Genomic DNA, 23,621 nt, shown 5'->3' with positions numbered 1-23,621 from the left:
GGAAGTGGGATTGGCTTATAATAGGGTCAATCACTGATAAAAGAGAAAACCATGTTAAAGCAACGCACGCTTAAACAACAGATTAGCGCGACCGGCGTAGGGCTGCACAGCGGTGAGAAAGTCACCCTGACGCTTAAACCGGCACCTGCTGATCATGGTGTAGTGTTCAAGCGCATCGATTTGCCCGATACGCCTGCCATGCGGGTCACCCCGACGGCAGTTAACGACACCCGCCTGAGCTCAGCCCTAGAGTTTTCAGGTGCGCGCGTTGCCACTGTGGAGCATTTGATGTCCGCCCTCGCCGGTCTGGGGGTGGATAATGTATTGATAGAGTTAACGGCAGCCGAAGTGCCCATCATGGATGGCAGCTCGGGGCCGTTTATCTACTTATTGCAAATGGCCGGCTTAGCCGAACTGGAAGCGCCGAAGAAATTTGTGCGCATCCTGAAACCGGTAGAAGTACAAGATGGTGATAAATGGGCAAAATTTACACCGCATCATGGTTTCAAAGCCGAATTTACGATTGATTTCGCACACCCTGTGTTTGAATTCTCAGGTAAAACGGTGAATATTGATTACGATAGCCAAAGTTATGTAGACGAAATCAGTCGTGCGCGTACCTTTGGTTTTATGCACGAAGTGGAGTACCTGCGCGCGAATGGTCTGGCCAAAGGCGGCAGTCTCGATAACGCGATTGTGCTCGATGAATACAAGGTACTGAATGGCGGTGGTTTGCGCTACGACGACGAGTTCGCCAAACACAAAGTACTGGATGCCATTGGTGATCTGTATATCCTGGGTTATCCCATCGTCGGCCAGTTTTCTGCTTTCAAGTCCGGGCATGCCTTGAATAACCAGCTGCTACGTGCCTTGTTGAAAGACGACACTGCCTGGGAATACTGTACCTTTGAAGATAGCCAAGCCCCGGTCGGTTTTGTGCGTCAACGTGACTACTTTAGTCCGGCACCATTTTTACCAGCTGCCTGATTAGCAAGCCTAACTAACAAGAATAGACGAGACTATGTGGTGGATACGGATATTATTTGCAGTGCTGGTGCTAAGTACTATGGTGCTGGCACTGCTAGGCTGGCAAACCGGTAACTCGCGCTACTGGCAATGGCTTAAAAAAGTATGGAAAGCCGGCTTCGTTGTAGTGCTACTCCTGTTGCTGTTTTTCTTTCTGAGTCGCCTGGCCAGAATTTGATTGTGACCCCCTAAATCCACGTGATGAGTCAGGTGCACTTGCGAGTGCTCACGTGAGCATAGTAAGACCCTGTGATTATTGACTCATGAAGACTAAATTCCGTCATCTCCTTTCGATTGCTGCCTGTGTGTTGGTACCGTGCCTGCTTGTGTTTGCCACGCCGGCATACGCTGGCGATACTGAAACTTATCTGCAAGCCAAACAGGCTTACCAGACTAAAAACCTGCCGCTGCTGACCGAGTCGCTGGAGACCCTTAAGCAACGCAAGTCACCGCTCGCACCATATTTGCAATACTGGCAGATGATCCTTACCATGGATCAATTATCCTATTACCAGGTGCAGGCTTTTTTACAGGAAAATAACGAATCATTGTTATCCCAACGCGTGCGCGAACTTTGGCTAAAACGCCTGGGACGCGTCCAGTTCTGGGACCAGTTTGTCGAAATCCGCGCTCAGATTCCCAACTATTACAGCTTGAATGACACAGGCAACCAGTGCTTCCAGGTGCAGGCTGGAATCGCGCTGGATGACCCGATCGCTTACGAAGATGGCAAAACCTTATTGCTGTCCGGTAAAGAGTTACCTCCCGACTGCCAGGGGATGCTGGAAGCCTTGCAGCAAGTGGGTGTGCTGGATGAGAACTTACTGCTCACTGTCTATCGAAATGCCTTGTTTGCCAATAAACCGGGTTTGGCTAAAGTATTGGCAAAGCGTAGCCGGAAAACCGATGCTACTTTGCTGAAGCAGATCGATGAAGTGGCACAAAACCCTGCCCTGGTTTTGAAAAAGAATAATGTTCAGGATAAATCAGCTTATGGCCGTGCGCTTTATCTCTTCGCCATCCATCGCCAGGCCAAGGCAGATATTGCATTGGCACAAACCAGCTACCAGAAATACAGCGGGCTTTTGTCCAATGAAGAGCGGCAACTGATACAAGCTTATATCGCGCTGGAATCCGCCAGAAAACATGAGCCTGAAGCAGTGAGGGCATTTGCCAAAGTCGAACCTGCAATCCTGAATAATGAGCAATGGGAATGGTATGCCCGTAGCGCATTGCGGGAGCAGGATTGGAATACCTTGCTGAAGATTATTAATAGCATGCCGAACGCCTTATCTGAAGAGCAGACCTGGCGCTACTGGAAAGCACGTGCGCTGAAAACCAAGGGCCAGGCACCGGAAGCTAATTTGTTATTGGCAAAACTTTCCCAGGAACGTCATTTTTACGGCTGGCTGTCGGCTGAAGAGCTGGGGCCGGTCGCAGGTGAACCGTTGGCAACCTACCAGCCTGCCGATGACGAAGTCCGCCAGTTTGCACGCCTGGCCAGCATCAAGCGCATAGAAGCGTTGTTTGATGCCGATGCACGCTATGAGGCCAGGCTGGAGTGGATGTATTTGCTTGAAGGATTGGATGATTCCTCCCGTATCGTGGCGGCGCAATATGCCTTGCTGAAAGGCTGGTACGATTTGACGGTATTGGCGGCCGATAAAACCAGTCGCACCCATAATTTTGAATTGCGCTACCCTACGCCTTACCGTGATTACCTGCAAAAAGCTTCAAAAGCGCGTGCAATTGACGAGGCCTGGGTATATGGCATTATCCGGCAGGAAAGCCGTTTTATGCACTATGCCAAATCCTCGGTCGGTGCCGGCGGGTTGATGCAGGTCATGCCTGCAACCGCCAAGTGGATAGCCAAAAAACTGGGCTGGAGTAGCTATAGTGATGCCATGCTGCACGATATAGATACCAATGTGAACCTTGGTACCTATTACATGCGCTACACCCTGGATACCTTCAACGGCCAGGAAGCGATGGCGACTGCCGCCTACAATGCCGGCCCCAGCCGCGCCCGGCGCTGGGCAGCGAACGTGCCACTGGAGGGCGCGATTTATGCCGAAACCATTCCCTTCAGCGAAACACGCAATTATGTAAAAAAAGTACTGGCAAACGCCCACATGTATGCACCCAGGCTGGGGTTGCCGGTCATCACGCTTAAAAAGCGTTTGGGCACTATTCCGGCGCGTAATAGTGGTGCCGTGGCTGATGCTGAAAGCGTGATCACGACCATCACAATTACAGATCAAGAGTAGGCACACTTTTTTCTGTACAATATCTTTAAGCAAGCTTTATGAAGTGCGGCTTGCAAGTAACCAGGTAAGTGAGGTCAGGCGCGATAATTAGATTTTACGCGCACCCTTGTTTGAGCAAAAAGTTTGGTGACTAAATTTAGTTTAATCAAAGCTTTCTTTAATACGAACATGCATCAGGAACAAGCGATATGAAGACAGTCACAGTATTGGGCGGTAGCGGTTTTGTAGGGAGCAGTGTGGTAGCCGGCTTGGACCAGGCAGGGTACCAGGTCAAGGTGTTGACACGCCGCAGGGAAAAAGCCAAACACCTGATTTTGTTACCCTATGTGCAAGTGGTTGAGGGCGATATCAACGACCATGCCGCACTGAAAGCGCAGCTGGCAGGTAGTCACGCTGTGATCAACCTGATCGGTATTCTGCACCAGACCAGTGATAACGGCTTTGAAAAAATGCATCACCAGTTGCCGCGTCGTGTGGCGCAACTTTGTGTTGAATTAGGCATCCCCAGATTGCTGCACATGAGCGCATTGCAGGCTTCAGTGAGCGCGCCTAGCGAATATTTGCGTAGTAAAGCGGCTGGCGATGAGGCTGTGATGGAATCCAGCAAAAAATTGCATGTGACCATATTCCGCCCATCAGTAATATTTGGCGCGCGTGACAGCTTTATTAATTTATTCGCCAAGCTGATCCAGTATGTGCCAGTACTGGTGCTGGCAATGCCACAAGCCAAGTTTCAGCCGATCTGGGTTGAAGATGTGGCGACCGCTTTCGTGACGGCTTTAGATGAGTCAGCGACTTATGGCAGGATTTATGAGCTTGGTGGCCCGGCGATCATGACCTTGCAACAGGTGATGGAAGCTGTGATGAAAACGATCGGTGTGCAACGGCGGATTATTGGGTTGGGCCCAAAAATGTCGCTATTACAAGGCAGTTTTATGCAGTTGCTGCCAATCAAGTTGTTATCGCGCGACAATGTGAAATCCATGCAGGTCGACAATGTCTGTCAACAACCGATGGCGAATGAGCTATGCGTAGTGCCTACCGATATGTTCGCTGTGATCTCCGGCTACCTGGTGGAAAATAATCCGCGTGGTGCTTATGATGATTTTCGTGCAGCGGCAGGTCGCGTGATTAACGCCAGGCGTTAACAGCGTCATTTCTTCGTGTTTTTCTATGGATAATTGCATATGCAAATCTATCAGGTAGGCGGCGCTGTCCGCGACGGCCTGCTAGGTCTTCCGGTCAAAGACAGGGATTATGTGGTTGTAGGTGCCACGCCAGAACAAATGCTGGCGGCAGGCTATCGTGCAGTTGGCAAGGATTTCCCGGTATTTCTTCACCCTGAAACGCATCAGGAACATGCGTTGGCACGCACGGAACGTAAAACAGGCAAGGGCTATAAGGGTTTTAGTGTCTACGCCGCCCCGGAAGTGACGCTCGAGGAAGATCTCGCACGACGTGACTTTACGATGAATGCCATCGCCCAGGCCGAAGACGGCCGCCTGGTTGACCCTTTTCACGGGCAGCAGGATATTCAGGAAAAACGCTTAAGGCATGTCACTGAAGCGTTCAGCGAAGACCCGGTACGTATTCTTCGCGCAGGCCGCTTTCTCGCACGTTTCACCGAATTTAGCGTCGCGCCGGAAACCATGGCGTTGATGCGTGAGATGGTGGCAGACGGTGAAGTAGATGCACTGGTACCGGAACGGGTATGGCAGGAAATCGCTAAGGGCCTGATGGAAAAAAAGCCCAGCCGAATGTTTGAAATGCTGCTTGATTGCGGCGCCTTGCAGGTGATTTTTCCCGAACTGGCTCGCTTGTGGGGCGTGCCGCAAACAGCTATTTATCACCCTGAGGTTGATACCGGCGTGCATGTCATGATGGTGATTGATTATGCCGCCAAGCAAGGTTTAAGCTTGCCGGTGCGTTTTGCTGCGCTAGTGCATGATCTGGGTAAAGGCACGACACCGGCAGATGTATTACCGCGGCATATCGGCCACGAGTTACGCAGTGTGGACCAGATTCGCGATGTAGTTGCACGCCTCAAAGTGCCTAACGATTGCAAGGACCTGGCGCTGGTAGTGGCGAAATACCATGGCAAATTGCACGCTGCCCGCGAAATGAAAGCCAGCACTTTGCTGAATTTCTTGGAGGAGCTGGATGCTTTTCGTCAGCGCACGCGCTTCGATGATTTTCTGCTGGCGTGCGAGTGCGACAGTCGCGGAAGGCTAGGGCTGGAAAATTGTCCGCTGGATGATGCCGAGCATCTGCGCAAGGCATTGCAGGCAGCGCTATTGGTCGATGCAGGTGCCATTGCCAAAAACTATGCTACCCCAACGGAAATTAAACAAGCCGTGGCAGATGCCAGAACGCAAGCCATTGAAGCGATGCTGGCGCTGAGTCGCAAGCCTGTTTTGTAAAGTTTATTTGCTACCTTGCTGAATGCGGTTGCGCCCCGCATTCTTGGCCTGATATAAAAGGCTATCTACAAACTCCACAAACGCTTTTGGTTCAAGGTTGCTTACCGGCACGGTGCTGGAAACACCCAGGCTAATTGTCAGAATCTGGCTGATTTTTGAACCGGCATGCGGGATTTGCTCCTTGAAAATCAGGTTGCGGCAGCGCTCGGCAATCTTGATTGCCGAGGCTGCGTTAGTTTCCGGCAGAATCAATGCAAACTCCTCCCCACCAAACCTTGCGAAAAAGTCCTTGGTACGTAATCCGGCACTATTCAACGTCCGGGCAACGCGCTTTAACACTTCATCGCCTTGCAGATGACCGTACACATCATTGTACTGTTTGAAGAAATCAATATCGATCATTATCAGTGACAAGGGCTGCTGATGACGCTTTGCTTCCAGCCATTCCTGTTCCAGTAACGTATCAAACATGCGGCGGTTAGCCACTTCGGTCAGGCCGTCTTTGTATGAGTACTCTTCGAGCTGTTTTTGCAGTTCCAACAATTGCTGTTCGGTTTTTTTACGCTCGCTGATATCAAACATAAAACCTATCAGTGCTTCGGGTTCACCTGTTGGCGTGCGTACCACATGCACTACATCCCTGATCCAGACATAGTCGCCATGTTTGGTCAGCGCGCGGTAATCGGCCTCATGGTCCTGACCCTGTAATGAACGTTCCACGCAAAAATTAACGATACGCTCCCGCTCATCTTCATGAATGCGGGTGGCCCAGTCTTCCACTGTTTTCCAGCTATCCTGCGACCAGCCAAGCAACTGCTCAATCTGCGGGCCTATGTAGGCAAACTGTTTGCTGGCCCAGTCGATCTTCCAGGGAATGGCTTTAGTGGATTCCAGCAGGGTTTTGTAAATGGTGCTGTCGCTATCGGGAATGGGTGTAGTGGTCGTCATTGCGAAAATCTTTATCACTGCATGTAATGCAGGGTACCTAACTGGCATGCACTTCGCAATAGCCCGGCAATGTCATTCAGGTAAGAAAGCGTTAACCTGATTTGCCAGTGAAGGCTCTCTAGCTGGTAGCGGGAAGAGGAGTTATAGCGACATGCACAAAAGTGCATGGCTACCATCATCACTTACGGCGCTTTAGGGATGGATTATGGTTGAATCTCGATCACATCACGATATACATGCCAGCTGGCATGGCCTGCTACCGGCATGGTCACGATCAGTCCAAGAAAGCTGGTTGCAAAGCCTACGCCTATCAGTACCACAATGCACAATGCCCAAAGAGACATGACACCAGGGTTACGCAAGCAAACGCGGAAACTAGCCCATGCGGCAGCTCCGGCACTGGTGTTGCTATCCAGCATCAATGGGATGGCAATCACGCTGATAGCAAACGTCAGCGCTGCAAATATCCCCCCGACAGAAAAGTATACCAGAGTGAAAATCGGTTGTTTGAAGGAAAGGACGTTAAATACAATATCGATAAAAGTAGGCAACTGGTGGTTAAAGTAATAGGCAAAAATGATAAAAGACAATTGCGTCCAGGCGACCAGTGCTGCCAGGAGAATAACAGCGAACAGGGCAATGTTTACCAGGTTGGGGCGCCAGGCGGTCAGGCTTGGCAAGAGTGAAGGTGTCTGGCCCAACGCAATACGGCGGCTGATGTCATAAAGACCAGTCGCCAGAAACGGGCCAATGAGAAAAAATCCAGTGGTGAGGCCGGCTAACAGCCAGTAGTTTTCAGCAAAAAAAGCATGGATCAGTATACCGGTGATGGTGAAGGCAAGACCATAAAACAAGCTTGCCCATCCTCCCAAGTGGGTATCTTCTACCCCTGCATGCAACCAGTCGATCACCATTGCTGGATGTAAGTTTTTTTTAACCCTGACCTGCACACCCACATTGCCGGCTTCTATTACTCTGCTTCTGCTCATAACCCTGCCCCCATGTCATGTTTCATGTTCCGCTAATGGCGCATTCTCGAACATCAATCAATCTGCGTCGCAGCGGGCGTTGCTTGTGCAATTGCTTAAATTAAAATGTAACACATTTGTAACTGGATGACACAAAGGTGTGACACATATTCACGCACTCAATGCATAGTTTGGCATGACAGGTAGCGCTAGTGCCGATGGCTATGTAACACGCAAGCAGTGTCCAAACAGGTTTAGCGGATATTCAAATAATACTGGATGACATATTTGGCGATAAAGCCCACCAGGCCAAGGGTGAGTGCCAGAAATAGTGCAAAGGTGCCGGTTTTGCCTGCCTTGGATTTGCGTGCCAGGTTGCCTACAATCAGCAGCATCAGCAGCATGAGTCCGCCAACACCGTAGGTCATGCCCAGTTCTGTGATCTGGGCTTCATTCATGCCAAAAATGGTGGCTTCCATTGTGTTTCCTGCTTTAGGTGACGCACCAGTGCGCCGGGTGATAAAAATACTTGTTGCCTGCGTAGAGATTTCAGATGTGCGCTAGCATATCGTAGTCATGGTCCTGAAATAAATGGGATAGCTTTCTACAACCTTATGTTGGGCCCATGGTCGGGAGACACAAGGGGGTCATTCTGCCGTTGAGGGACATATGGACTACTTATTGCAAACTGCCAGTAATAAGCAGTGACAAATGTTGTTCAATCTGGTCGCTTGGCTTACGTTTAAAACCGCTCTTCGCAAAACTGTGCCAGCGGCCAACCACAAAGCTGATCATGGTATTTGCCGCCATGCTGGCGTCAGTGATTTTGTTGCCTTGTGCTTCTGCAATACGCAGCGATTGTTTGATACTGGCCTCCAGGCGATCCATCAACTGATTGATGCGCGCCTGCAGCACTTCGTCTTCATTGACCAATGCATCACCAATCAGCACGCGAGACATGCCCGGGTTACGTTCGGCAAATTTAAGCATGGTCGTGAGCATGAGTTGTACTTGTTTAAGGCCATCAGTTTCATCGCTGGTGATTTTATTAATCACGCCAAAAAGCGCGCTTTCGATAAATTCAATCAGGCCTTCGAACATTTTGGCTTTATTGGCAAAGTGGCGGTATAAGGCCGCTTCCGAAACTTCCAGCTTGCCAGCCAGTGCAGCAGTCGTGATTTTTTCACCACGTGGCGTTTGCAGCATGCTTGCCAATGTTTCGAGGATTTGTTGTTTGCGGTTTGCTCTTACTTTTTTGTTGATAGTGGCCATGATGTGTTCCCAAGTCCCGACATGCGTGTTGTTATTTTGAGGCTATTTTAACCGGATTCGCCAAGGGCGGGAATGCATGATGGCTGTTTTTTCAGCGCGCTGTGAGTGAGTGCCAACACATGCGGTAATCTATATTGCACAAAGTTTGGTTTATGTAATCTGTGGCTGATCCATACTGTACGCATCCCAAGTCGTTTAGCAGTCATTAAGGCCGGCAGGCTATCTTCAAACAAGGTGCAATCAGCCGCACAACAACGCAACTGGCGTAACAGCATACGAAAACCGCGCATCGAAGGTTTAGCGTGGAAGCGTGAAGATTCCACACTGAAGACCAGCGTAAAACAATCACTGATGCCTAATACATTGAGTACCTGCATGGCATAGGCACGCGGGGCATTGGTGAATACACATTTACGTCCCGGCAGGCGCTGCAGCAACTGGCGTAATTGCTTGGTTGCCTGCACCATATCATCGGTTAAAAATGCATGTGTTTCTGCCAGGAAATGGTGGGGATTGACGCCATGGTGACGCATCAGTCCCTTCAAGGTCGCGCCATAAATACGCCAGTAATGCTGGCGGAGCAAATGCGCTGCGGGTTCTTCCAGTGTCAGTAAATCCATGATGTAACGCGTCATGGATTGATTCATTACCGGGAAGATATGGGCGGAAGCGTCATGCAGGGTATCGTCCAGATCGAAAATCCATACCCGAGGCAATTACTCCAGCTCCCGTTCGAATTTAAGGCAATGCGGCAGCGACTGACTGACGCACACAGTGCACATGGCACGGCAATGAGAAAGCGTAGCGGTCAATGCAGTATCAACGATGAATTGGAGAGCGGACTTATTTGGCTTTAATTAAAGTGCCGACGCCTTCATCTGTAAGTACTTCCAGCAATAAGGCATGTTCGACGCGGCCATCAATAATATGCACTGTTTTCACACCACTGCGTGCAGCATCCAGCGCAGAGCTGATTTTTGGCAACATGCCGCCACTCAACGTGCCATCGGCAACCAGGTCATCAATCTGCCTAGGTGTCAGTCCGGTCAGCAATTGGCCTTCTTTGTCCAGTACACCTGGGGTATTTGTCAGTAGAATCAATTTTTCGGCATTGAGTATTTCTGCCAGTTTGCCGGCCACTACATCGGCATTAATGTTATAGGTTTCACCCTCCCGACCAACACCAATCGGGGCTACCACAGGGATAAAGTCACCGCTATCCAGGAAGGTGATAATGCTGGGGTCAATTGCAGTGATTTCGCCAACCTGACCCACATCGATCATTTTGGTCGGGTCTTTCAGATCTTCCATCAGCAGTTTTTGCGCATGGATAAAGTTGCCATCCTGGCCGGTCAGGCCTACCGCTTTGCCGCCGTGGCGGTTAATCAGGTTGACGATTTCCTTGTTGACCTGGCCACCCAATACCATTTCCACCACATCCATGGTTTCCTCATCAGTCACGCGCATGCCCTGGATAAATTCGCCTTTCTTGCCCAGTTTATCCAGCATTTCGTTGATCTGCGGACCACCGCCATGTACCACGACTGGGTTCATGCCAACCAGTTTCAACAAGACCACGTCTTGCGCGAAACACTCTTTCAGGCGTTCATCGGTCATCGCATTGCCGCCGTATTTGATGACAATGGTTTTATCGAAAAAACGTTTGATATAGGGCAGGGCTTCAGACAGGGTTTGCGCCTTTTGGGCGGCTTTTGAAATATTCATCATATGGATTAGCTATTAAGGATATGTGTATTCTATCTGCTGAGGGTTAAACAGTGAATGACTGTGCGTGAATTTTACTGAAGATGTTCAATAAGAAATGGTTTTGCAGACTTTGTTCAGATTTTTCAGTAATAAATAATGACAGCAAGCGTTTATTTGCAGGCAAAAAAATGGCTGACGCGTACATCAGCCATTTTTAGTTAGATTATCTTGAAAGTAACGGCTAGGTCAGCACTTTCACAAATACTTTGGATTTCCGCTGCAGATTATAAAGCTGCTGCTTTTCTTGCGGCAGTTGATCGACACTTTGTTCAGTAAATCCACGCTCCAGAAACCAGTGCTCTGTGCGTGTCGTCAGGCAAAACAACGCTGTATTACCCATGGCTTTTGCCTGTTCCTGGCAATAGTTAAACAGTTTGTCACCGCGTCCACCACCGCGATAAGCGGGATCAATCGCCAGGCAGGCGAATTCGACCATTTTCTCGGCGGGGAAAGGGTACAAGGCGGCACAACCAATTACGCGGTTATCGTGTTCCATTACGTAGAAATAGTTGATTTCCATTTCAATCCGTTCTCGCCCGCGCCGTACCAGAATGCCTTCATTTTCCAGTGGCTCAATCAGCATTAAAATTCCACCGACATCATCAATATTGGCCTGACGCATGGTTTCCAGCGGTAGCTCGGTGATCATGGTGCCTATGCCCTTGCGGGTAAACAGCTCCTGGATAATGGCACCGTCAATATGGCGTGAAATCAGGTGCGTTCTGGCAACACCATGCTCACAGGCACGCACTGCCGCAGGCAGGTAATAATTTACATCTTCGGAAAAATTGATCGGCTCATCGCTTTCCTGCACATTGCGCAGTAGGTTCTTCGCTTTGGCCGAAGTCATCTCGCGCAGTAATTCGCCGCGCAAGTTATGTATGCCCTCAGAACCCATCAGGAAAATCAGTTTTTCCGCATCGAGTGCGATAGCGGCGCTCACTGCTACATCTTCCAGCGTCAGGTTGAATATTTCTCCGGTAGGCGAATAACCCATAGGGGAAAGCAACACCAGTTCACCGTCATCCAGCCGTTTCTGGATACCTATTGCATCTATCTTGCGTACTTCGCCGGTATGTTGCAGGTCTACGCCATCACGCACACCCAATGGTTTAGCGGTGACAAAGTTACCGCTGGCGACGCGGATATCGCTACCTGCCATGGGTGAGTTGCTGATGCCCATCGACAGCAGTGATTCGATCTCTACCCGCACCGTGCCATTGGCTTCTTTCACCGCTTCCATTGCGGTGTCGTCGGTAATACGTAAGCCGTTGTGCATTTTGGGGATGAGATGATCGCGTTTTAACCTATGCTCAATTTGTGGCCGTGCGCCATGCACCAACACCAGCCTGACTTCCAGGCTAGCCAGTAGGTTCAAATCATGGGATAGCGCAACGAACTGTTGTTCACTGACCACTTCGCCGCCGAACGCTATGACAAAGGTGCTGCCACCAAAAGCATGGATATACGGCGCTGCTGAGCGGAACCAGTGTACAAAGTCTTTGCTGTTGGCGCTGGAGAGGATAGCCGGTGGCGTATTGGTCAGGTTGCTCGGCGTTAAATCGGCATCGTATAAACGGCCAGGCGTCGTGCTTAATGCCTGGGCAGCAGCACGTAACAATGCTTCAGATATGCCGATTTCGCCGCGCTCTATCCGCGACAGATTGCTGGTATCAGTACCCATGCGGGAAGCCAGTTGCTGCAATGTTAGATTTTGCGATTTTCGCAAATTTCTGATGTTTGAGCCGAGCATTTGTTGAATTTTCTATATTAATTTGCAAAACAATAAATCAATATAGATTTTTATGCAAATTAAACATAAAAATTCGGCTGGTGCTACTTACTGGTCGTCATGTTAAATATGTCAGGAGGAGGCACCATGGTTACATCAACTTGTAGTGCCGGGACGTACCGAGCGGTAAATACGGTTACTTTGCCGCTTGCTCAATATCAGTTGCCATAGTTGACCCTGCCGCGAACGGAAATAACCTGCGCAACACATCAGGTAGTATTTCCACATGCGGTAAAAACTCTCGTCATATTTAAACTGTAATTCAGGCCAGGCTCGGCTGAATTTATCCCACCAGGCCATCAGTGTGCGGTCATAGTCGGGGCCGAAATTATGCCAGTCTTCAATCAGGAATTTCTTCTCAATCGCGCTGCTTATTTCGACGGCGGAAGGCAGTTTTCCATTGGGGAAAATATAACGATCTATCCAGGCATCGGTATACAGCGCAGTTTTGTGATTGCCAATAGTGTGCAGCAAAAACAGCCCGTTATCATTTAATAAACGATGCACGGTTTCAAAATAAACCGGGTAATTTTTCGGGCCTACGTGTTCAAACATACCTACGGAAACAATCTTGTCGAATTGCCCTTCCAGCTCCCGGTAATCCTGCAAGCGGATCTCGACAGGTAATCCTGCGCAGCGTTCTTTGGCTATGGTTTGCTGCTCTACTGATACGGTAATGCCGAGCACTTCTACGCCGTAGTGCTGTGCCATATGTTTGGCAAGGCCGCCCCAGCCACAGCCAATTTCAAGTACACGTTCTCCGGGTTGTAAGTCCAGTTTGCGGCAAATCATATCCAGTTTGTGCGTCTGCGCTTCTTCCAGCGTCTGCGCATGTTCCCAATAGGCGCACGAGTAACTCATGCTGGAATCCAGCATCGCTTCGAATACATCGTTGCCAATATCGTAATGGTGTTGCGCGACCTGGAAAGCGCGGTTTGGTGCCTGCAGGTTGAAGAGTGTATGGCGCAGAATATCGCCCAGCAGTTGCAGCTTGCCCCATCCGCCCAGTTCTTCATCAATATCCGCGCGCATCACACGGGTGAAAAACTCATCCAGGCGGGGGCAATCCCAGCGGCCTTCAATATACGCCTGTCCAAACCCTAGCGTGCCGCGGGTCAGCACATCTCGATAGACGGTTTCATCATAAACCTGCACATCCCATGGGGCGTTGCCATTGATCGTAATGCCAGTTTCATCCAGTAACCTGACCAAAGTCTCCGGCGGCGAGGGCGGGCGTTCGATAAAATGATTAAAAGTAGTTTTTGGCATCGCGGTAAAACTCCTCCAAAACGCATAAAAATCACAAAGAACTCAGGCACATATTAAGCAGTAGATGAAAGCCTGAAAACTCGTTATATAACGTAACAAGATTGACCAGGGATTGTGCGATTTGTTCTAACTGCGGCAGATGACCATTAATGGGAGAGAAGCTGAAACCACACAGGCAGGGTGAGCATACTTAGTAGTGTGGTAAAGAACACCGCGGCTGCATACAACGCACCATCTAAATGGTAGCGCTCGCAGATGATCACACCAAATACCATGGTCGGCATGGCGCTTAATAAAGTGACGGCTGTCAGCGTATGCCCGCCAAGCCCCAGGCGTTCTGCCACAAGCATGGCGGTGAGGGGCGCAACCACTAGGCCGATGAGGCAGAGCGGTAACAGTTTAGGGATAAGTGCAAACTTGAAGGTATCCCAACGGATGCTCATGCCCAGTGCAATCAGCATCAGGGGGACCACCCCACCAGCCAGGGTGTGCAAGGCATGGCCTATCATTTCAGGTTGCGGTACTTGCGCCAGGTTGAGGATACAGGCGAGCAGCAGTGCCCACAATGGCGGTACGCGTAACAGTTCTCTGAGTGGATTTGAGCGAGATTCTGCCTTGCCATAGGCTTGCGCCATCAACATGCCTACTGATAATAAAATCGGTGTGCAGGCGAACAAGTCAAATTTGAGTACCATTTCCTGTGCCCAGTCACCCAATACTTCGCTAGTCACTGGTAACCCTAGATAGGTTGCATTAGGAAATGTGGCTGCCAGCATCAGTGCACCTTCTTGCGCACGCGAAAGAGGTTTAAAGCGATTGAATACTTGCAAGGTTATCCACATTAAACCTGCTGCTGTGGCTAACCGGGTGATGGCTGTAAGCTGGATACTGAATGTGTCGGCATCCAATGGTGCCTGCCACAGGACATCGATGACTAAAGCAGGCAGCAGGATATAAAACACCAGGTCTGTCAGTGCTCTGCGATGGGAAGTCGCGGAAATATGGTCAGGCACAAATCGCTGCCAGGCGATGCCGGCCACAATCAACAGAGCCATTTGCAGCATAACGTTAAACATGGGTAATCACTTTCTTATCACCAGCATGTCCTAAAAGTCACCCCAAAGCGTTTGCATGCTGGAAATTGCAGTCAGGGCCGCAGTTTCGGTGCGCAAGATTCTTGGCCCCAGCACTATCGATTGAAAGTTATTGTGGTTGGCTAGCTCAATCTCGCCAGGGCTTAAGCCACCTTCAGGACCAATCAGGAGATGAATCCGGTTTTCCGGTTTTGTTAATTGGGCCAAAGTTTTTGCCGCAACCGGGTTGAGCAACAAATTCAGGCTTTGCTGGGTATCGTGCTGGCTCAGCCATTGCGCCAGAGTAAGCGGAAAATGAATTTTAGGTAACACTGCGCGCCCGCTTTGTTCGCAAGCAGCTATCGCCACGCCTTGCCAATGCTCGACCCGTTTCTCGGCGCGGTCGCCGCTCAGCTTGGTGACACTACGTTCTGTGCTTAACGGGAAGATTTCAGTCACCCCAAGCTCAACTGCCTTCTGGATGGTGTAGTCCATACGATCGCCGCTGGAAATCCCCTGTAACAGCCGCATATTGAGTGGCGATTCATTGTTGATTTTTTCCTGGCTGAGTACTTCTACACTGGCAGTTTTCTTTTCCACACTCACCAGCGCACATTGGTAATCAACGCCGTCGCCACAAAACAAAGTGAGTGTATCCCCCACTTTTAAACGCATCACACGCGTAGCATGTGCCGCTGCATTTTCACTCAGTGCAGCGGTCACACCGATGGTCAGCTGGCTAGGGCTATAAAATCTTAAATTGCTCATGTCAGGCATTGTAACCAAAATGCCGAAGGCTGACTTCAGTGTTCCGCATTAAGTACTGGCATTCACCTGCAAGCCTTAATCACGTACCATAGGACTTTAATTGTGTATAAACACCGGAGAATAAAGATGGCAAGTATTAGCCTACCTGGCTGTGATTTTGGCGAAAGCCGCTTCGCTTAACATCGGTTTCACCGAGTTAGCCTTCGCCGGAATTGCACAAAGTTATATAGTGACAGTCTAGAAAGTTTTTGAAAGGAATCACATGGCTAGTATCAATCCCCCAGCATGCAATTTTGGCTGGAAAGCGCCTGAATTTAACCTGCCGGACGTCAACGGCAAGCTGGTAAACCTGCAGGAAAGTATGGGCCCCAAAGGCCTGCTGGTCATGTTCATTTGCAATCACTGCCCCTATGTCAAAGCGATCCTGCCGCGCCTGATCAAAGATCTTGAAGAGTTGAAAACCCTGGGTGTCAACACGGTCGCCATCATGTCAAACGATCCTTCCGATTACCCGGAAGACAGCCCTGAAAACATGAAAAAAATTGCAGAAGAGCTGGCATTTCCGTTTCCATATCTTTTGGATGAAACACAGCAGATTGCCAAAAATTATGATGCGGTTTGCACACCGGACTTCTTTGGCTTTAATAAAAACTTTGAGCTGCAATACCGTGGACGGTTTGATGAAAGCCGCAAGGAGACAGCACCGGAAAGCACACGCGATTTATTCAGGGCAATGAAGCAGGTCAGTCAAACCGGGCATGGGCCAAAGCAGCAAGTGCAGAGTATTGGTTGCTCGATCAAGTGGAAAGAGTAACCATCATTCTGATGATATTCAGCGCCGCTTAAAATCTCATTCAGCCTGGCGTGCTATCAATACGTGGTTTGCTGAGTATCGGCCAATACACGATACAAAACCAGCTAAACGAGGCTATCCAGCAACCCGCTGCCAGCATGAGAGATATGCGGTAAGCTTCAGGCAGCACTAACGGCATGAGCACCCTGAATAAGGTAGCGACAATACACAGACCGAATATCCAGAATACGCTAGCTGGCGGCTGATGGATATTGCGGCCGGTATGTCCTAGCGAAACACGCGCCATCATCGCCAGTGTGATGACACCGATACCGCCAATCGCCCAGCAATGAATCGCCAGGATCATTGACACGCTACTTGTGATAAAACTTGCGGCATACAGGAAAAAGCCAGCATTAATCAGCCATAACCCGCAATAAAAACTCCACAGCAAAGGCACGCGCCAGATTCCGGGTGTATGCCAGCACGATAGCCGCATACTGCTGATAAACCCGATAGTGAGCCCTAACACCAGGTTGGCTAATGCGGCATCTATGGTCAGAATATTCAATAGCAATGCCACCAGTGCCAGCATGATGATACGGTCACGCAACAGGGAGTTTTTCAGGAACACTTTTTCCTGTACGCCGCGTTCAATAAAACCAGGCAAGATGCGGCGACTGATCACCAGGATCAGGCTGACATTCAGTAACAAGCCTATCCATAATGCGGCGCGGGCACCGTTGATGGACCAGCCCAATACTTGCGCATAAAAAGCGATATTGCCCAAAGTCAGTAAGATCACTTTGGATAACACGCCTAATTGCCGCCATTGTTTCACCTTGATGATAGGATGTGCCACGGCAGCAATCAGCCACAGGTTAAAAGTTAAATCGAGTATGGCGGCGAACAGTATCCAGTCTGGTACCAGCAGCATTATTCCGCGTGCGCCTGCCCAACAAGCCACCAGCCCTGATAATGAGCGACCATGCAAAGTCTGTATCCCGGTCCAGTTTTTAACTGCGGTGAGCAAGAAGCCTGCAATCACGGCGAATGCAAATCCATACAGCATTTCGTGCGCATGCCATTGTGAGGCCGTGACATAAAACAAAGGTGGCAAGGTGAAACTAAAATATTTCCACATCCAGACCATCATGGAAACTGATGCAAATCCAGAAGCCAGCATAAAAAACGGCCTGAACCCGAGGTTAAATAAAGCGAATCCTTTTTGTGGTGTTCTTCGGCTGGGCGGAGAAATTTGAATAAGAGGCATTGGGGTACTTTTTCTGGCAGCTAAAGCAGCTAGCTCAATATAACCTGATCCTAACATTGTGGTTTTGCGTTGGCGCAAACTGAAAGCTGTTTTGAGAGTTTTTTAACGAGGACTACAGGTGGGGCATAAGTGCCAAATGCTGTCGCGGACTTAGCTCTGGAGAATAAAGGATTGATTATGGGGAGAGAGGTTTGTGGGAAAGCACTGATTTCAAAAAAGAGGTGCAAGCTTTAAGTAAGATGGGCATCCACTTAAAGCTTGCTGAGAGATGATGCAGATAATTTATTGTTATTAATATCCTCTATACGAATTTTTTATTGCGCCCAATCAGCACCAGGCCGAACAGCAGCATAGATAATGCACCGGGTTCGGGTACTGGTGTGACAGCCCAGCTGGCAACAACCAATACTTTATCGCTATTGAAGTTGTTCAGGCCCAGCTTTATAGCAGATCCGTTACCGCTTAAAAACATCAGATTATCGGGAGAAGGAGACTCTCCAACATATTGAAACCCAGATCCACGCCCTATCTCTGTCGTGTTGTAGAGATTGCTTGCGATCAGGCTATCGCTTGCACCTTCAATATAAGAAATGTTGTTAAAATCAGATCCGGAGTGCCAGAGTGCATAACGGCTGGCAGCGCCTAGTTCAATTTCGACTTCACCGCTGCTTGAGCCCAGATAAAACACCGACATGGTGGCGCCAGTCAGTCCAAGGTGCGCACCATCAAATGAAAATACAGGTAATGAACCCACAGTGAATGGATTGTTTAAAGCAAACTCAACGCCACTCACGAAACTGGCATCATTAGTGCCATTGACCATCATGCGTATGACTGCCAAATCTGTTGCGGCATCCAGACTGGAAACGCTCTCGCTGCTGAAGCCGGCCCTATCACGTCCCAGGGATGGGTCAACGCCTGCGGCAACATTCCACAATTGTCTTGCCACTTCGGATGAGGTTTGGAAACTGGTTCCTGTGACGCTACCTGCTGCCAATAAGCTGGCGCCATCTTTCGCTACTGCCAGAATGCTATGGGCTTTTGAAAGTTCAGCATTTTTGCCTGCTTGCAGATGATTGACCACGGATACATCTGTCAGGCTCGTGTTACGCAGGTCGTTGATATCGTTATTTGCTGCTGCCCAGCGGTTTGTGCCGATGACGCCTGCTGTAGCAGAGAGTGCATCAGCCACATATTGCGATGTGGTTTTTGCAGTGAACTGCGCATTGACTTGCCATGTACCATACAAATGTAGTTTGGCATAGTTCAGTGTGTAATCAGGAGAGAGGCGTGTAAACGATGACAGGCTAGCTTGGACCTGGATTGGGTTCGATAATGAAGCTGCATTTGCGGGTACCTGCATCGCTGGAGTGCTGCTGTTGGGCGTACTGAATGCCTCGTCGCTGTTGCAGGACAACACAGCCGCAGGGCAATGCCAACCTCGCCCTGCGTTCAACAAGACAGGTTCGGAAAGCAATCCGCCACTCGCGGTTGCACTCCCGGTGGTTCTGAAGAACTGGCGGGGTTCAGTCGGTGCAGTTGAGACACCAAAATCATTGACTGATACACTCTGGCTAGTATTCAGCGTAAATATCGCGTTGCCACCACTGAATTTACCTAGCCGGTTGGTGAGCAAGCGTGCATCTACTTTTGCTGCATCCAGCGTCAGCAGTTTGTCTATCCCTTGGTGGAAGTTTTCTTCGCTGAAATTTACAGTTTCGTTGAATGAAAGAAGAATATTGGTGGCGATTTCACTGGCGTGGGATGGGAGCGGAATGAGCAGGCTCAGTCCTAACAAAGTCCTTGCTGAAGGGTATTTTCCACGACCTGATCTGCTTGCACGGTTGATCACATTCATATTACTTTCCTCTCTCAAAAACTAACCAGCAGCCCTTCTGAATTGTATGATCAGATTAGCGTATGAATAGGAAAGCGTGCACCCCCTGAACAGGGGGTAGCTGGTTAAAATGATGATGTGTGTGAGTTTAGCGGGCCGAATTTGACTGGCCGGAAATTAATTGCCAAGGCAAATACAGACTAAGTTTTAGGCCACCAGAGAGGCTTTCTGCAAAATGCACCTCTCCGCCGAGCAAGGTTGCACGTTTCTGGATATTGCTCAATCCCCGACCCATGGATTTTTCGGTGTTTTTGGGTAAACCCATGCCATTATCTTCAATTTGTAGCAGTAAATGCTGTTTCATCGGTTTTAAAGTGACGGCCACCTTCGAGGCTTGCGCATGGCGGATCACATTGGAGATCGCCTCACGGATGATCCGGCCCAGGTTCAGAGCCTGCGGTTGCGTTAGCTGCAAACTGTCGTCTTCAATCTGGTTATCCCAAACCAGTTGAATCTGCACGTCGCCCAGCCGCTTTTCGCACTCGATGCGGTAATCGGCCATGATGTCATTCAGCGCGCTACTTTCATCGCCCGCGCGTGACACGACATCGCGTAAATCCTGTAGCGCTGAACGTGCCAGCTCGGCATTATTCGGGTTTTGCGCCCTGTAGACCAGCGTCAACAGTTTGGCGCCCAGGTCGTCGTGCAAATCCTGGTAGATACGTTCACGTTCTTCCAGTGTGGCCTGTTCTTTAAGAATAGTTTGCAGTTGCTGGAAGTTATCGTTGAGCTCCTGGTGTTTGGAAACCACGCGCTGTTCCAGTTCCTGGTTCAGTTGCTCATAGTTGTTGAGCGCACCAACGTACCGTGAAGTCATCATCAGGCCGACAATCAGGAAAAGCACCGGTGCTGAAAACTGCATCAGGTATTCTTCTTCAGTAATCAGCCAGGCATTGATGCCGGGGACATTGGTATGAATCAACCAGTCATGAAACGCAAACAGCAGGATAATGCTCAGCGTCAGCAACAATAATTTGGCATCTTTGTTGCGGTGTACAAAACCGGTTTTTGCCAGCAAGGCCAACCCGAAAATCACCACTATCATGGTAATCAAATGCCAGAAGTCGGTAGCCAGCATAAAGTAATTTGCTGGCGTCAGTAGCAATGTCACCGGTGCTAGAATCAAAATCCACCATAGCAACTGATTAAACCGTTTTAAGCGGATGCCGACAAAGTCGAGCAGCGAAATCAGCCACAAGGTGGCGATGGCCTGGAAGCTGGCATTGACCAGTATCTCCCACAGTGCAGTGGGAAGCGGTGCAGTAATGATGTAAAAATTAAGCGATTGCAGTGCCCAGACAAACGCCGCAAGCCCAAACAGGCCGTAGGCCGTGTCCTGTTTTCTGCGCCACCACAGGCTGAGCATCAACATTCCGATGCCGACAATCAGCAGGCTGGAGGTCTGGTTAAGCGTGATGCGGATAAACCGGGCTTTCTCATATTCCGGCTGCAAGGTATGCAGCAGGTTGATCTTTGGCGGGTAGAGCATGCCCTGCGAGTTCTCCGGTGCAATCACCCGGATATACAGCGTGTTATCTGTCGCTTTCAAGGTGTCGGGCGGAATGGTGAATAACAGCGGGCGGTTCCAGTTACGCGAAATGGGTTCGGTGAATGAGCCACCGGAGCCTATCTTCTTGCCATTCAGGTAAGCCTCGGCATTCAGGCTCATGCGTGAAAGGTACAAGGCGTAAATTTCATGTGCATTCAGGCCTGGGTAATCAAACTGAAAGCGGTACCAGCCAGTGCCGAATGCATCAGGGTGGGTCAGCTTCCAGATATCCGGCAAGCTGGTCGATGACCAGGCCGACTGGGTTGAAGGCGGTGTTTCACTGGCGCTGAGTACAAATGATCCCTGGCTTATTTCTATCCCTTGAGCATCCGCCGCTGCGACATTAGCCAGAGCGGCATTTACACAAAGCAAAAAGCCTGGCAACCAGCCAAGTATGAATATCCAGGATTGAAATGGCGTGCGCTTTTTCATTTAAACAGGGTGATCACTTGCAGGTAAATATCCTGCACATCAACAAAGTTACGGCCGCCATAGGTATCCTGGAATTCCAGTTTCACGATCACCGGCAAAGGCAGTTTACCCTGTTGCCAGGCTTGTACGCCACTCCAGGTCGCGCTGATGCGATATTGATCTGCCCGCCTGTCGGTATAAACCTCCAGTGCTGAAGTGTCGGTACCAAAACGGGAGCTGTAGTCATCCGATTTTTTCTCAAAGCGATGCCAGGTCGTAGCAAAGCGCCAGTTGGTCCAGCGATAGCCTAATTCAATATCCGCCTCGTAATAATCACCCAGGTCACGCTCCAGTTTTTGTTTGGAGCTGGCCAACGCCAATCCCTGGCTAGTCGCCGGAATCCGCATGCGGGCTTTGTCTGAAAACTGCCAGTTGTAATCGGCCAGCAAGCGCAAATCAAAGTTAGCGCCGAGATCATAAAAGTATTCGGCCCGCGTGCGGATGTCGGTGCTGCCATCACCCAATGGCGTATCCAGCAAGTTGTCCGGATCTTGTTTCTTTGCCAGGCCCATGCGCAAACCAAGCCCGAGAATCAGGCTCTCGCCTGGCGATTTCATGGCACGCCACAATACGCCTAAGGTCGGATCACTAAACCCTTCGTTGCGTGTATCTTTAAGTGCTTTGTATTGATAACCGAAAGCCGGATTGGTCAGTATGTTTTGCACCCCCGCAGCTCCCATGGCCGGAATGCCCCCACCTGCCGGCGCAAATGGGAAGTTGCCAGCCCCTATCGGCTGGTTGGCATTGAACGCCGGGTTAAAGCCTACGTTGCCGCCATCGACGTTGAAATTTACCCGTGATTGCGTCACGCCATAAGGAATAATTGCGCCCACGGTCAGGTCGGGTGTCAGGCCATAGCCTATGGTCAAAATGCTGATCCGGTTATCGGTTTTATGATCGAATCGCGTGGTGCCTAATGAGGCGCCTGGTCCCAGTGCCGCGAGCGCCGGAAACATACTGGCATCCAGGTTCAGGTTGTTAAAGCTACTGCCTAATGGTGATAAGTGGCCACGGTCATCATAACGCTCATCGAAATGGCTGCTGCGTTGCTCAAAGCGGATCGCCCAGCTACTTTCGGGTGCCATGGTATCCAGCGCGAAATAGGATGCTGTGGGAATATTCTCGCCAGCCGGCGTATCGGTTACCGCGAATGAAGATGCCAGTAGCATCAGCCAAGCGGTCGGATGACTCTTAGAAATGGGCAAAAGATCCGTCATAGTGCTTTGAAGTACTCATTATTCTTTTTGTGGTGTTTGATACCCCTGTTTGCGGGGAGTGTATTCTTTTTAAATTCGTATATAGTCACTCATATTACTTTGAGCGCATACGCACTAACCACCAATGAAAACTGCTTTCATACTTGAAGATACGCCGGAGTCACAACTGTGGTTATCAGAAGTATTACACAATAGCTTTCCGGGGATTGCGATTAGTTCTGCAAATAATATCGCACAAGCCATTGCTTTGGTGTCTACCACTCTGCCGATTGATATCGCACTCATAGATTTAAGTCTGCCAGATGGCAGTGGGATCACGGTGATTGAATGGTTCAACCGGCATTCGCCCCATACTATTTGCGTAGTTGCCAGCATTTTTGACGACGATAGACATATTTTCCCGGCATTACGCGCCGGTGCGCATGGCTATTTGCTGAAAGACCAGCCACAAGCTGCGCTGGTGCAGGCGTTGAATGGCATTGTGACCGGGCAGCCGCCGTTATCACCCGCGATTGCCAGAAAGCTGCTGCGGCATTTTCATGAACCCTATAGTTTGCAGCCACAAGAATCACTCACCGAACGTGAAAAGGAAGTGCTGTCGATTATTGCCAAAGGCATGACCATGGCCGAAACCGCCAGTATGCTTGGCCTCAAGCGCAACACCATTGCCGGCTATGTCAAAGAAATCTACCGCAAGTTAAATGTATCCTCCAGGGCTGAAGCCGCTATCACTGCGCAGAAAATGGGTCTGATTTAAGATTGCAATGGCACTAACGCTAGCCGGCTTTTGTCTTCCATTCATAAGCGTTAAATATCCCGCCATTTTTTGCGGGGTATAATCAGCCAAAATT

The 23,621-nt window shown here is 49.8% G+C and carries 21 protein-coding genes; 7 read left to right on the top strand and 14 right to left on the bottom strand.

The annotated features are described in order from the left end of the window. Positions 1-51 precede the first annotated feature (51 nt). The 5 genes from lpxC (at position 52) to ASG34_RS06270 (ending at position 5,713) form a co-directional block, all read left to right on the top strand. Positions 52-987, top strand: coding sequence for a UDP-3-O-acyl-N-acetylglucosamine deacetylase (gene lpxC, locus ASG34_RS06290; protein ID WP_055828189.1), 936 nt, complete (start codon positions 52-54; stop codon positions 985-987). A gap of 34 nt (positions 988-1,021) precedes the next feature. Beyond that, positions 1,022-1,204 (top strand): hypothetical protein, encoded by a 183-nt coding sequence (locus ASG34_RS06285; protein ID WP_055828186.1) that lies wholly within the window; start codon positions 1,022-1,024, stop codon positions 1,202-1,204. A gap of 85 nt (positions 1,205-1,289) precedes the next feature. Beyond that, the gene (locus tag ASG34_RS06280; protein ID WP_082504822.1) at positions 1,290-3,293 is read left to right on the top strand and encodes a transglycosylase SLT domain-containing protein; all 2,004 of its coding nucleotides are present in this window, start codon (positions 1,290-1,292) and stop codon (positions 3,291-3,293) included. A 188-nt stretch (positions 3,294-3,481) separates the two neighbouring features. Beyond that, on the top strand, positions 3,482-4,441 hold the full coding sequence (locus ASG34_RS06275) for a complex I NDUFA9 subunit family protein (protein WP_055828183.1): 960 nt from the start codon (positions 3,482-3,484) through the stop codon (positions 4,439-4,441). Positions 4,442-4,480: 39 nt separating this feature from the next. Beyond that, a complete protein-coding gene (locus ASG34_RS06270) occupies positions 4,481-5,713 on the top strand; it encodes a multifunctional CCA addition/repair protein (RefSeq protein WP_055828180.1) in 1,233 nt (410 codons plus the stop codon). A 3-nt stretch (positions 5,714-5,716) separates the two neighbouring features. Here the strand turns inward: ASG34_RS06270 and ASG34_RS06265 are convergent, their stop codons facing one another. The 10 genes from ASG34_RS06265 to ASG34_RS06220 all read right to left on the bottom strand — a co-directional run bounded on the left by ASG34_RS06265 (position 5,717) and on the right by ASG34_RS06220 (position 15,570). Further along, the gene (locus ASG34_RS06265; protein ID WP_055828177.1) at positions 5,717-6,661 is read right to left on the bottom strand and encodes a sensor domain-containing diguanylate cyclase; all 945 of its coding nucleotides are present in this window, start codon (positions 6,659-6,661) and stop codon (positions 5,717-5,719) included. 203 nt (positions 6,662-6,864) lie between these two features. Further along, positions 6,865-7,650 carry a DUF2189 domain-containing protein gene (locus ASG34_RS06260; protein WP_055828174.1) on the bottom strand — a complete coding sequence of 262 codons (786 nt, stop codon included), beginning with the start codon at positions 7,648-7,650 and terminating at the stop codon, positions 6,865-6,867. A 233-nt stretch (positions 7,651-7,883) separates the two neighbouring features. Next, positions 7,884-8,108, bottom strand: coding sequence for a DUF2788 domain-containing protein (locus ASG34_RS06255; RefSeq protein ID WP_055828171.1), 225 nt, complete (start codon positions 8,106-8,108; stop codon positions 7,884-7,886). Between the two features lie 199 nt (positions 8,109-8,307). Then, entirely contained in the window at positions 8,308-8,901 is a 594-nt protein-coding gene (gene slmA, locus ASG34_RS06250; protein WP_055828168.1) for a nucleoid occlusion factor SlmA, read from the bottom strand. Between the two features lie 47 nt (positions 8,902-8,948). Continuing rightward, complete coding sequence (locus tag ASG34_RS06245; RefSeq protein ID WP_055828165.1) at positions 8,949-9,617, bottom strand: pyrimidine 5'-nucleotidase; 669 nt, start codon at positions 9,615-9,617, stop codon at positions 8,949-8,951. A 127-nt stretch (positions 9,618-9,744) separates the two neighbouring features. Then, positions 9,745-10,629 carry an acetylglutamate kinase gene (gene argB / locus ASG34_RS06240; protein WP_055828162.1) on the bottom strand — a complete coding sequence of 295 codons (885 nt, stop codon included), beginning with the start codon at positions 10,627-10,629 and terminating at the stop codon, positions 9,745-9,747. A 220-nt stretch (positions 10,630-10,849) separates the two neighbouring features. Next, positions 10,850-12,421: an amino-acid N-acetyltransferase gene (gene argA, locus ASG34_RS06235; RefSeq protein WP_055828159.1), complete on the bottom strand. Its 1,572-nt coding sequence runs from the start codon at positions 12,419-12,421 to the stop codon at positions 10,850-10,852. A 135-nt stretch (positions 12,422-12,556) separates the two neighbouring features. Then, positions 12,557-13,729, bottom strand: a complete 1,173-nt coding sequence (gene cfa, locus ASG34_RS06230; RefSeq protein WP_055828157.1) for a cyclopropane fatty acyl phospholipid synthase — start codon at positions 13,727-13,729, stop codon at positions 12,557-12,559. Between the two features lie 146 nt (positions 13,730-13,875). Further along, a complete protein-coding gene (locus ASG34_RS06225; protein WP_055828154.1) occupies positions 13,876-14,805 on the bottom strand; it encodes an AEC family transporter in 930 nt (309 codons plus the stop codon). A 30-nt stretch (positions 14,806-14,835) separates the two neighbouring features. After that, the gene (locus tag ASG34_RS06220) at positions 14,836-15,570 is read right to left on the bottom strand and encodes a 16S rRNA (uracil(1498)-N(3))-methyltransferase (RefSeq protein ID WP_055829108.1); all 735 of its coding nucleotides are present in this window, start codon (positions 15,568-15,570) and stop codon (positions 14,836-14,838) included. Positions 15,571-15,832: 262 nt separating this feature from the next. Here ASG34_RS06220 and ASG34_RS06215 point away from each other — a divergent pair, with 262 nt between their 5' ends. Further along, positions 15,833-16,384, top strand: a complete 552-nt coding sequence (locus ASG34_RS06215) for a thioredoxin family protein (protein ID WP_055828151.1) — start codon at positions 15,833-15,835, stop codon at positions 16,382-16,384. Positions 16,385-16,424: 40 nt separating this feature from the next. Here the strand turns inward: ASG34_RS06215 and ASG34_RS06210 are convergent, their stop codons facing one another. The 4 genes from ASG34_RS06210 to ASG34_RS06195 all read right to left on the bottom strand — a co-directional run bounded on the left by ASG34_RS06210 (position 16,425) and on the right by ASG34_RS06195 (position 22,770). Further along, a complete protein-coding gene (locus tag ASG34_RS06210) occupies positions 16,425-17,636 on the bottom strand; it encodes an NnrS family protein (protein WP_055829104.1) in 1,212 nt (403 codons plus the stop codon). A 301-nt stretch (positions 17,637-17,937) separates the two neighbouring features. Next, positions 17,938-19,494 (bottom strand): PEP-CTERM sorting domain-containing protein, encoded by a 1,557-nt coding sequence (locus ASG34_RS06205; protein WP_055828148.1) that lies wholly within the window; start codon positions 19,492-19,494, stop codon positions 17,938-17,940. A gap of 127 nt (positions 19,495-19,621) precedes the next feature. Next, positions 19,622-21,514, bottom strand: a complete 1,893-nt coding sequence (locus ASG34_RS06200) for a sensor histidine kinase (protein ID WP_055828145.1) — start codon at positions 21,512-21,514, stop codon at positions 19,622-19,624. Next, on the bottom strand, positions 21,511-22,770 hold the full coding sequence (locus ASG34_RS06195) for a transporter (protein ID WP_055828143.1): 1,260 nt from the start codon (positions 22,768-22,770) through the stop codon (positions 21,511-21,513). Before ASG34_RS06195 ends, ASG34_RS06200 begins: the two co-directional genes overlap by 4 nt. Positions 22,771-22,894: 124 nt before the next feature. On the opposite strand from ASG34_RS06195, the gene ASG34_RS06190 reads away from it, so the two are divergent. Then, complete coding sequence (locus ASG34_RS06190; RefSeq protein ID WP_055828140.1) at positions 22,895-23,527, top strand: response regulator; 633 nt, start codon at positions 22,895-22,897, stop codon at positions 23,525-23,527. Positions 23,528-23,621 lie beyond the last annotated feature (94 nt).

Origin of the sequence: Methylophilus sp. Leaf416 (assembly GCF_001424665.1) — a bacterium.
Lineage (GTDB): Bacteria > Pseudomonadota > Gammaproteobacteria > Burkholderiales > Methylophilaceae > Methylophilus.
The sequence above is the reverse complement of the archived record's forward strand: the minus strand, read 5'-3'. Positions and strand labels throughout refer to the sequence as shown.

Bases quoted from the DNA above. Each gene is read 5' to 3' on its own strand.
- lpxC (WP_055828189.1), top strand. From the start codon at position 52: ATGTTAAAGCAACGCACGCTTAAACAACAGATTAGCGCGACCGGCGTA.
- ASG34_RS06285 (WP_055828186.1), top strand. From the start codon at position 1,022: ATGTGGTGGATACGGATATTATTTGCAGTGCTGGTGCTAAGTACTATG.
- ASG34_RS06280 (WP_082504822.1), top strand. From the start codon at position 1,290: ATGAAGACTAAATTCCGTCATCTCCTTTCGATTGCTGCCTGTGTGTTG.
- ASG34_RS06275 (WP_055828183.1), top strand. From the start codon at position 3,482: ATGAAGACAGTCACAGTATTGGGCGGTAGCGGTTTTGTAGGGAGCAGT.
- ASG34_RS06270 (WP_055828180.1), top strand. From the start codon at position 4,481: ATGCAAATCTATCAGGTAGGCGGCGCTGTCCGCGACGGCCTGCTAGGT.
- ASG34_RS06265 (WP_055828177.1), bottom strand. From the start codon at position 6,661: ATGACGACCACTACACCCATTCCCGATAGCGACAGCACCATTTACAAA.
- ASG34_RS06260 (WP_055828174.1), bottom strand. From the start codon at position 7,650: ATGAGCAGAAGCAGAGTAATAGAAGCCGGCAATGTGGGTGTGCAGGTC.
- ASG34_RS06255 (WP_055828171.1), bottom strand. From the start codon at position 8,108: ATGGAAGCCACCATTTTTGGCATGAATGAAGCCCAGATCACAGAACTG.
- slmA (WP_055828168.1), bottom strand. From the start codon at position 8,901: ATGGCCACTATCAACAAAAAAGTAAGAGCAAACCGCAAACAACAAATC.
- argB (WP_055828162.1), bottom strand. From the start codon at position 10,629: ATGATGAATATTTCAAAAGCCGCCCAAAAGGCGCAAACCCTGTCTGAA.
- argA (WP_055828159.1), bottom strand. From the start codon at position 12,421: ATGCTCGGCTCAAACATCAGAAATTTGCGAAAATCGCAAAATCTAACA.
- cfa (WP_055828157.1), bottom strand. From the start codon at position 13,729: ATGCCAAAAACTACTTTTAATCATTTTATCGAACGCCCGCCCTCGCCG.
- ASG34_RS06225 (WP_055828154.1), bottom strand. From the start codon at position 14,805: ATGTTTAACGTTATGCTGCAAATGGCTCTGTTGATTGTGGCCGGCATC.
- ASG34_RS06220 (WP_055829108.1), bottom strand. From the start codon at position 15,570: ATGAGCAATTTAAGATTTTATAGCCCTAGCCAGCTGACCATCGGTGTG.
- ASG34_RS06215 (WP_055828151.1), top strand. From the start codon at position 15,833: ATGGCTAGTATCAATCCCCCAGCATGCAATTTTGGCTGGAAAGCGCCT.
- ASG34_RS06210 (WP_055829104.1), bottom strand. From the start codon at position 17,636: ATGCCTCTTATTCAAATTTCTCCGCCCAGCCGAAGAACACCACAAAAA.
- ASG34_RS06205 (WP_055828148.1), bottom strand. From the start codon at position 19,494: ATGAATGTGATCAACCGTGCAAGCAGATCAGGTCGTGGAAAATACCCT.
- ASG34_RS06200 (WP_055828145.1), bottom strand. From the start codon at position 21,514: ATGAAAAAGCGCACGCCATTTCAATCCTGGATATTCATACTTGGCTGG.
- ASG34_RS06195 (WP_055828143.1), bottom strand. From the start codon at position 22,770: ATGACGGATCTTTTGCCCATTTCTAAGAGTCATCCGACCGCTTGGCTG.
- ASG34_RS06190 (WP_055828140.1), top strand. From the start codon at position 22,895: ATGAAAACTGCTTTCATACTTGAAGATACGCCGGAGTCACAACTGTGG.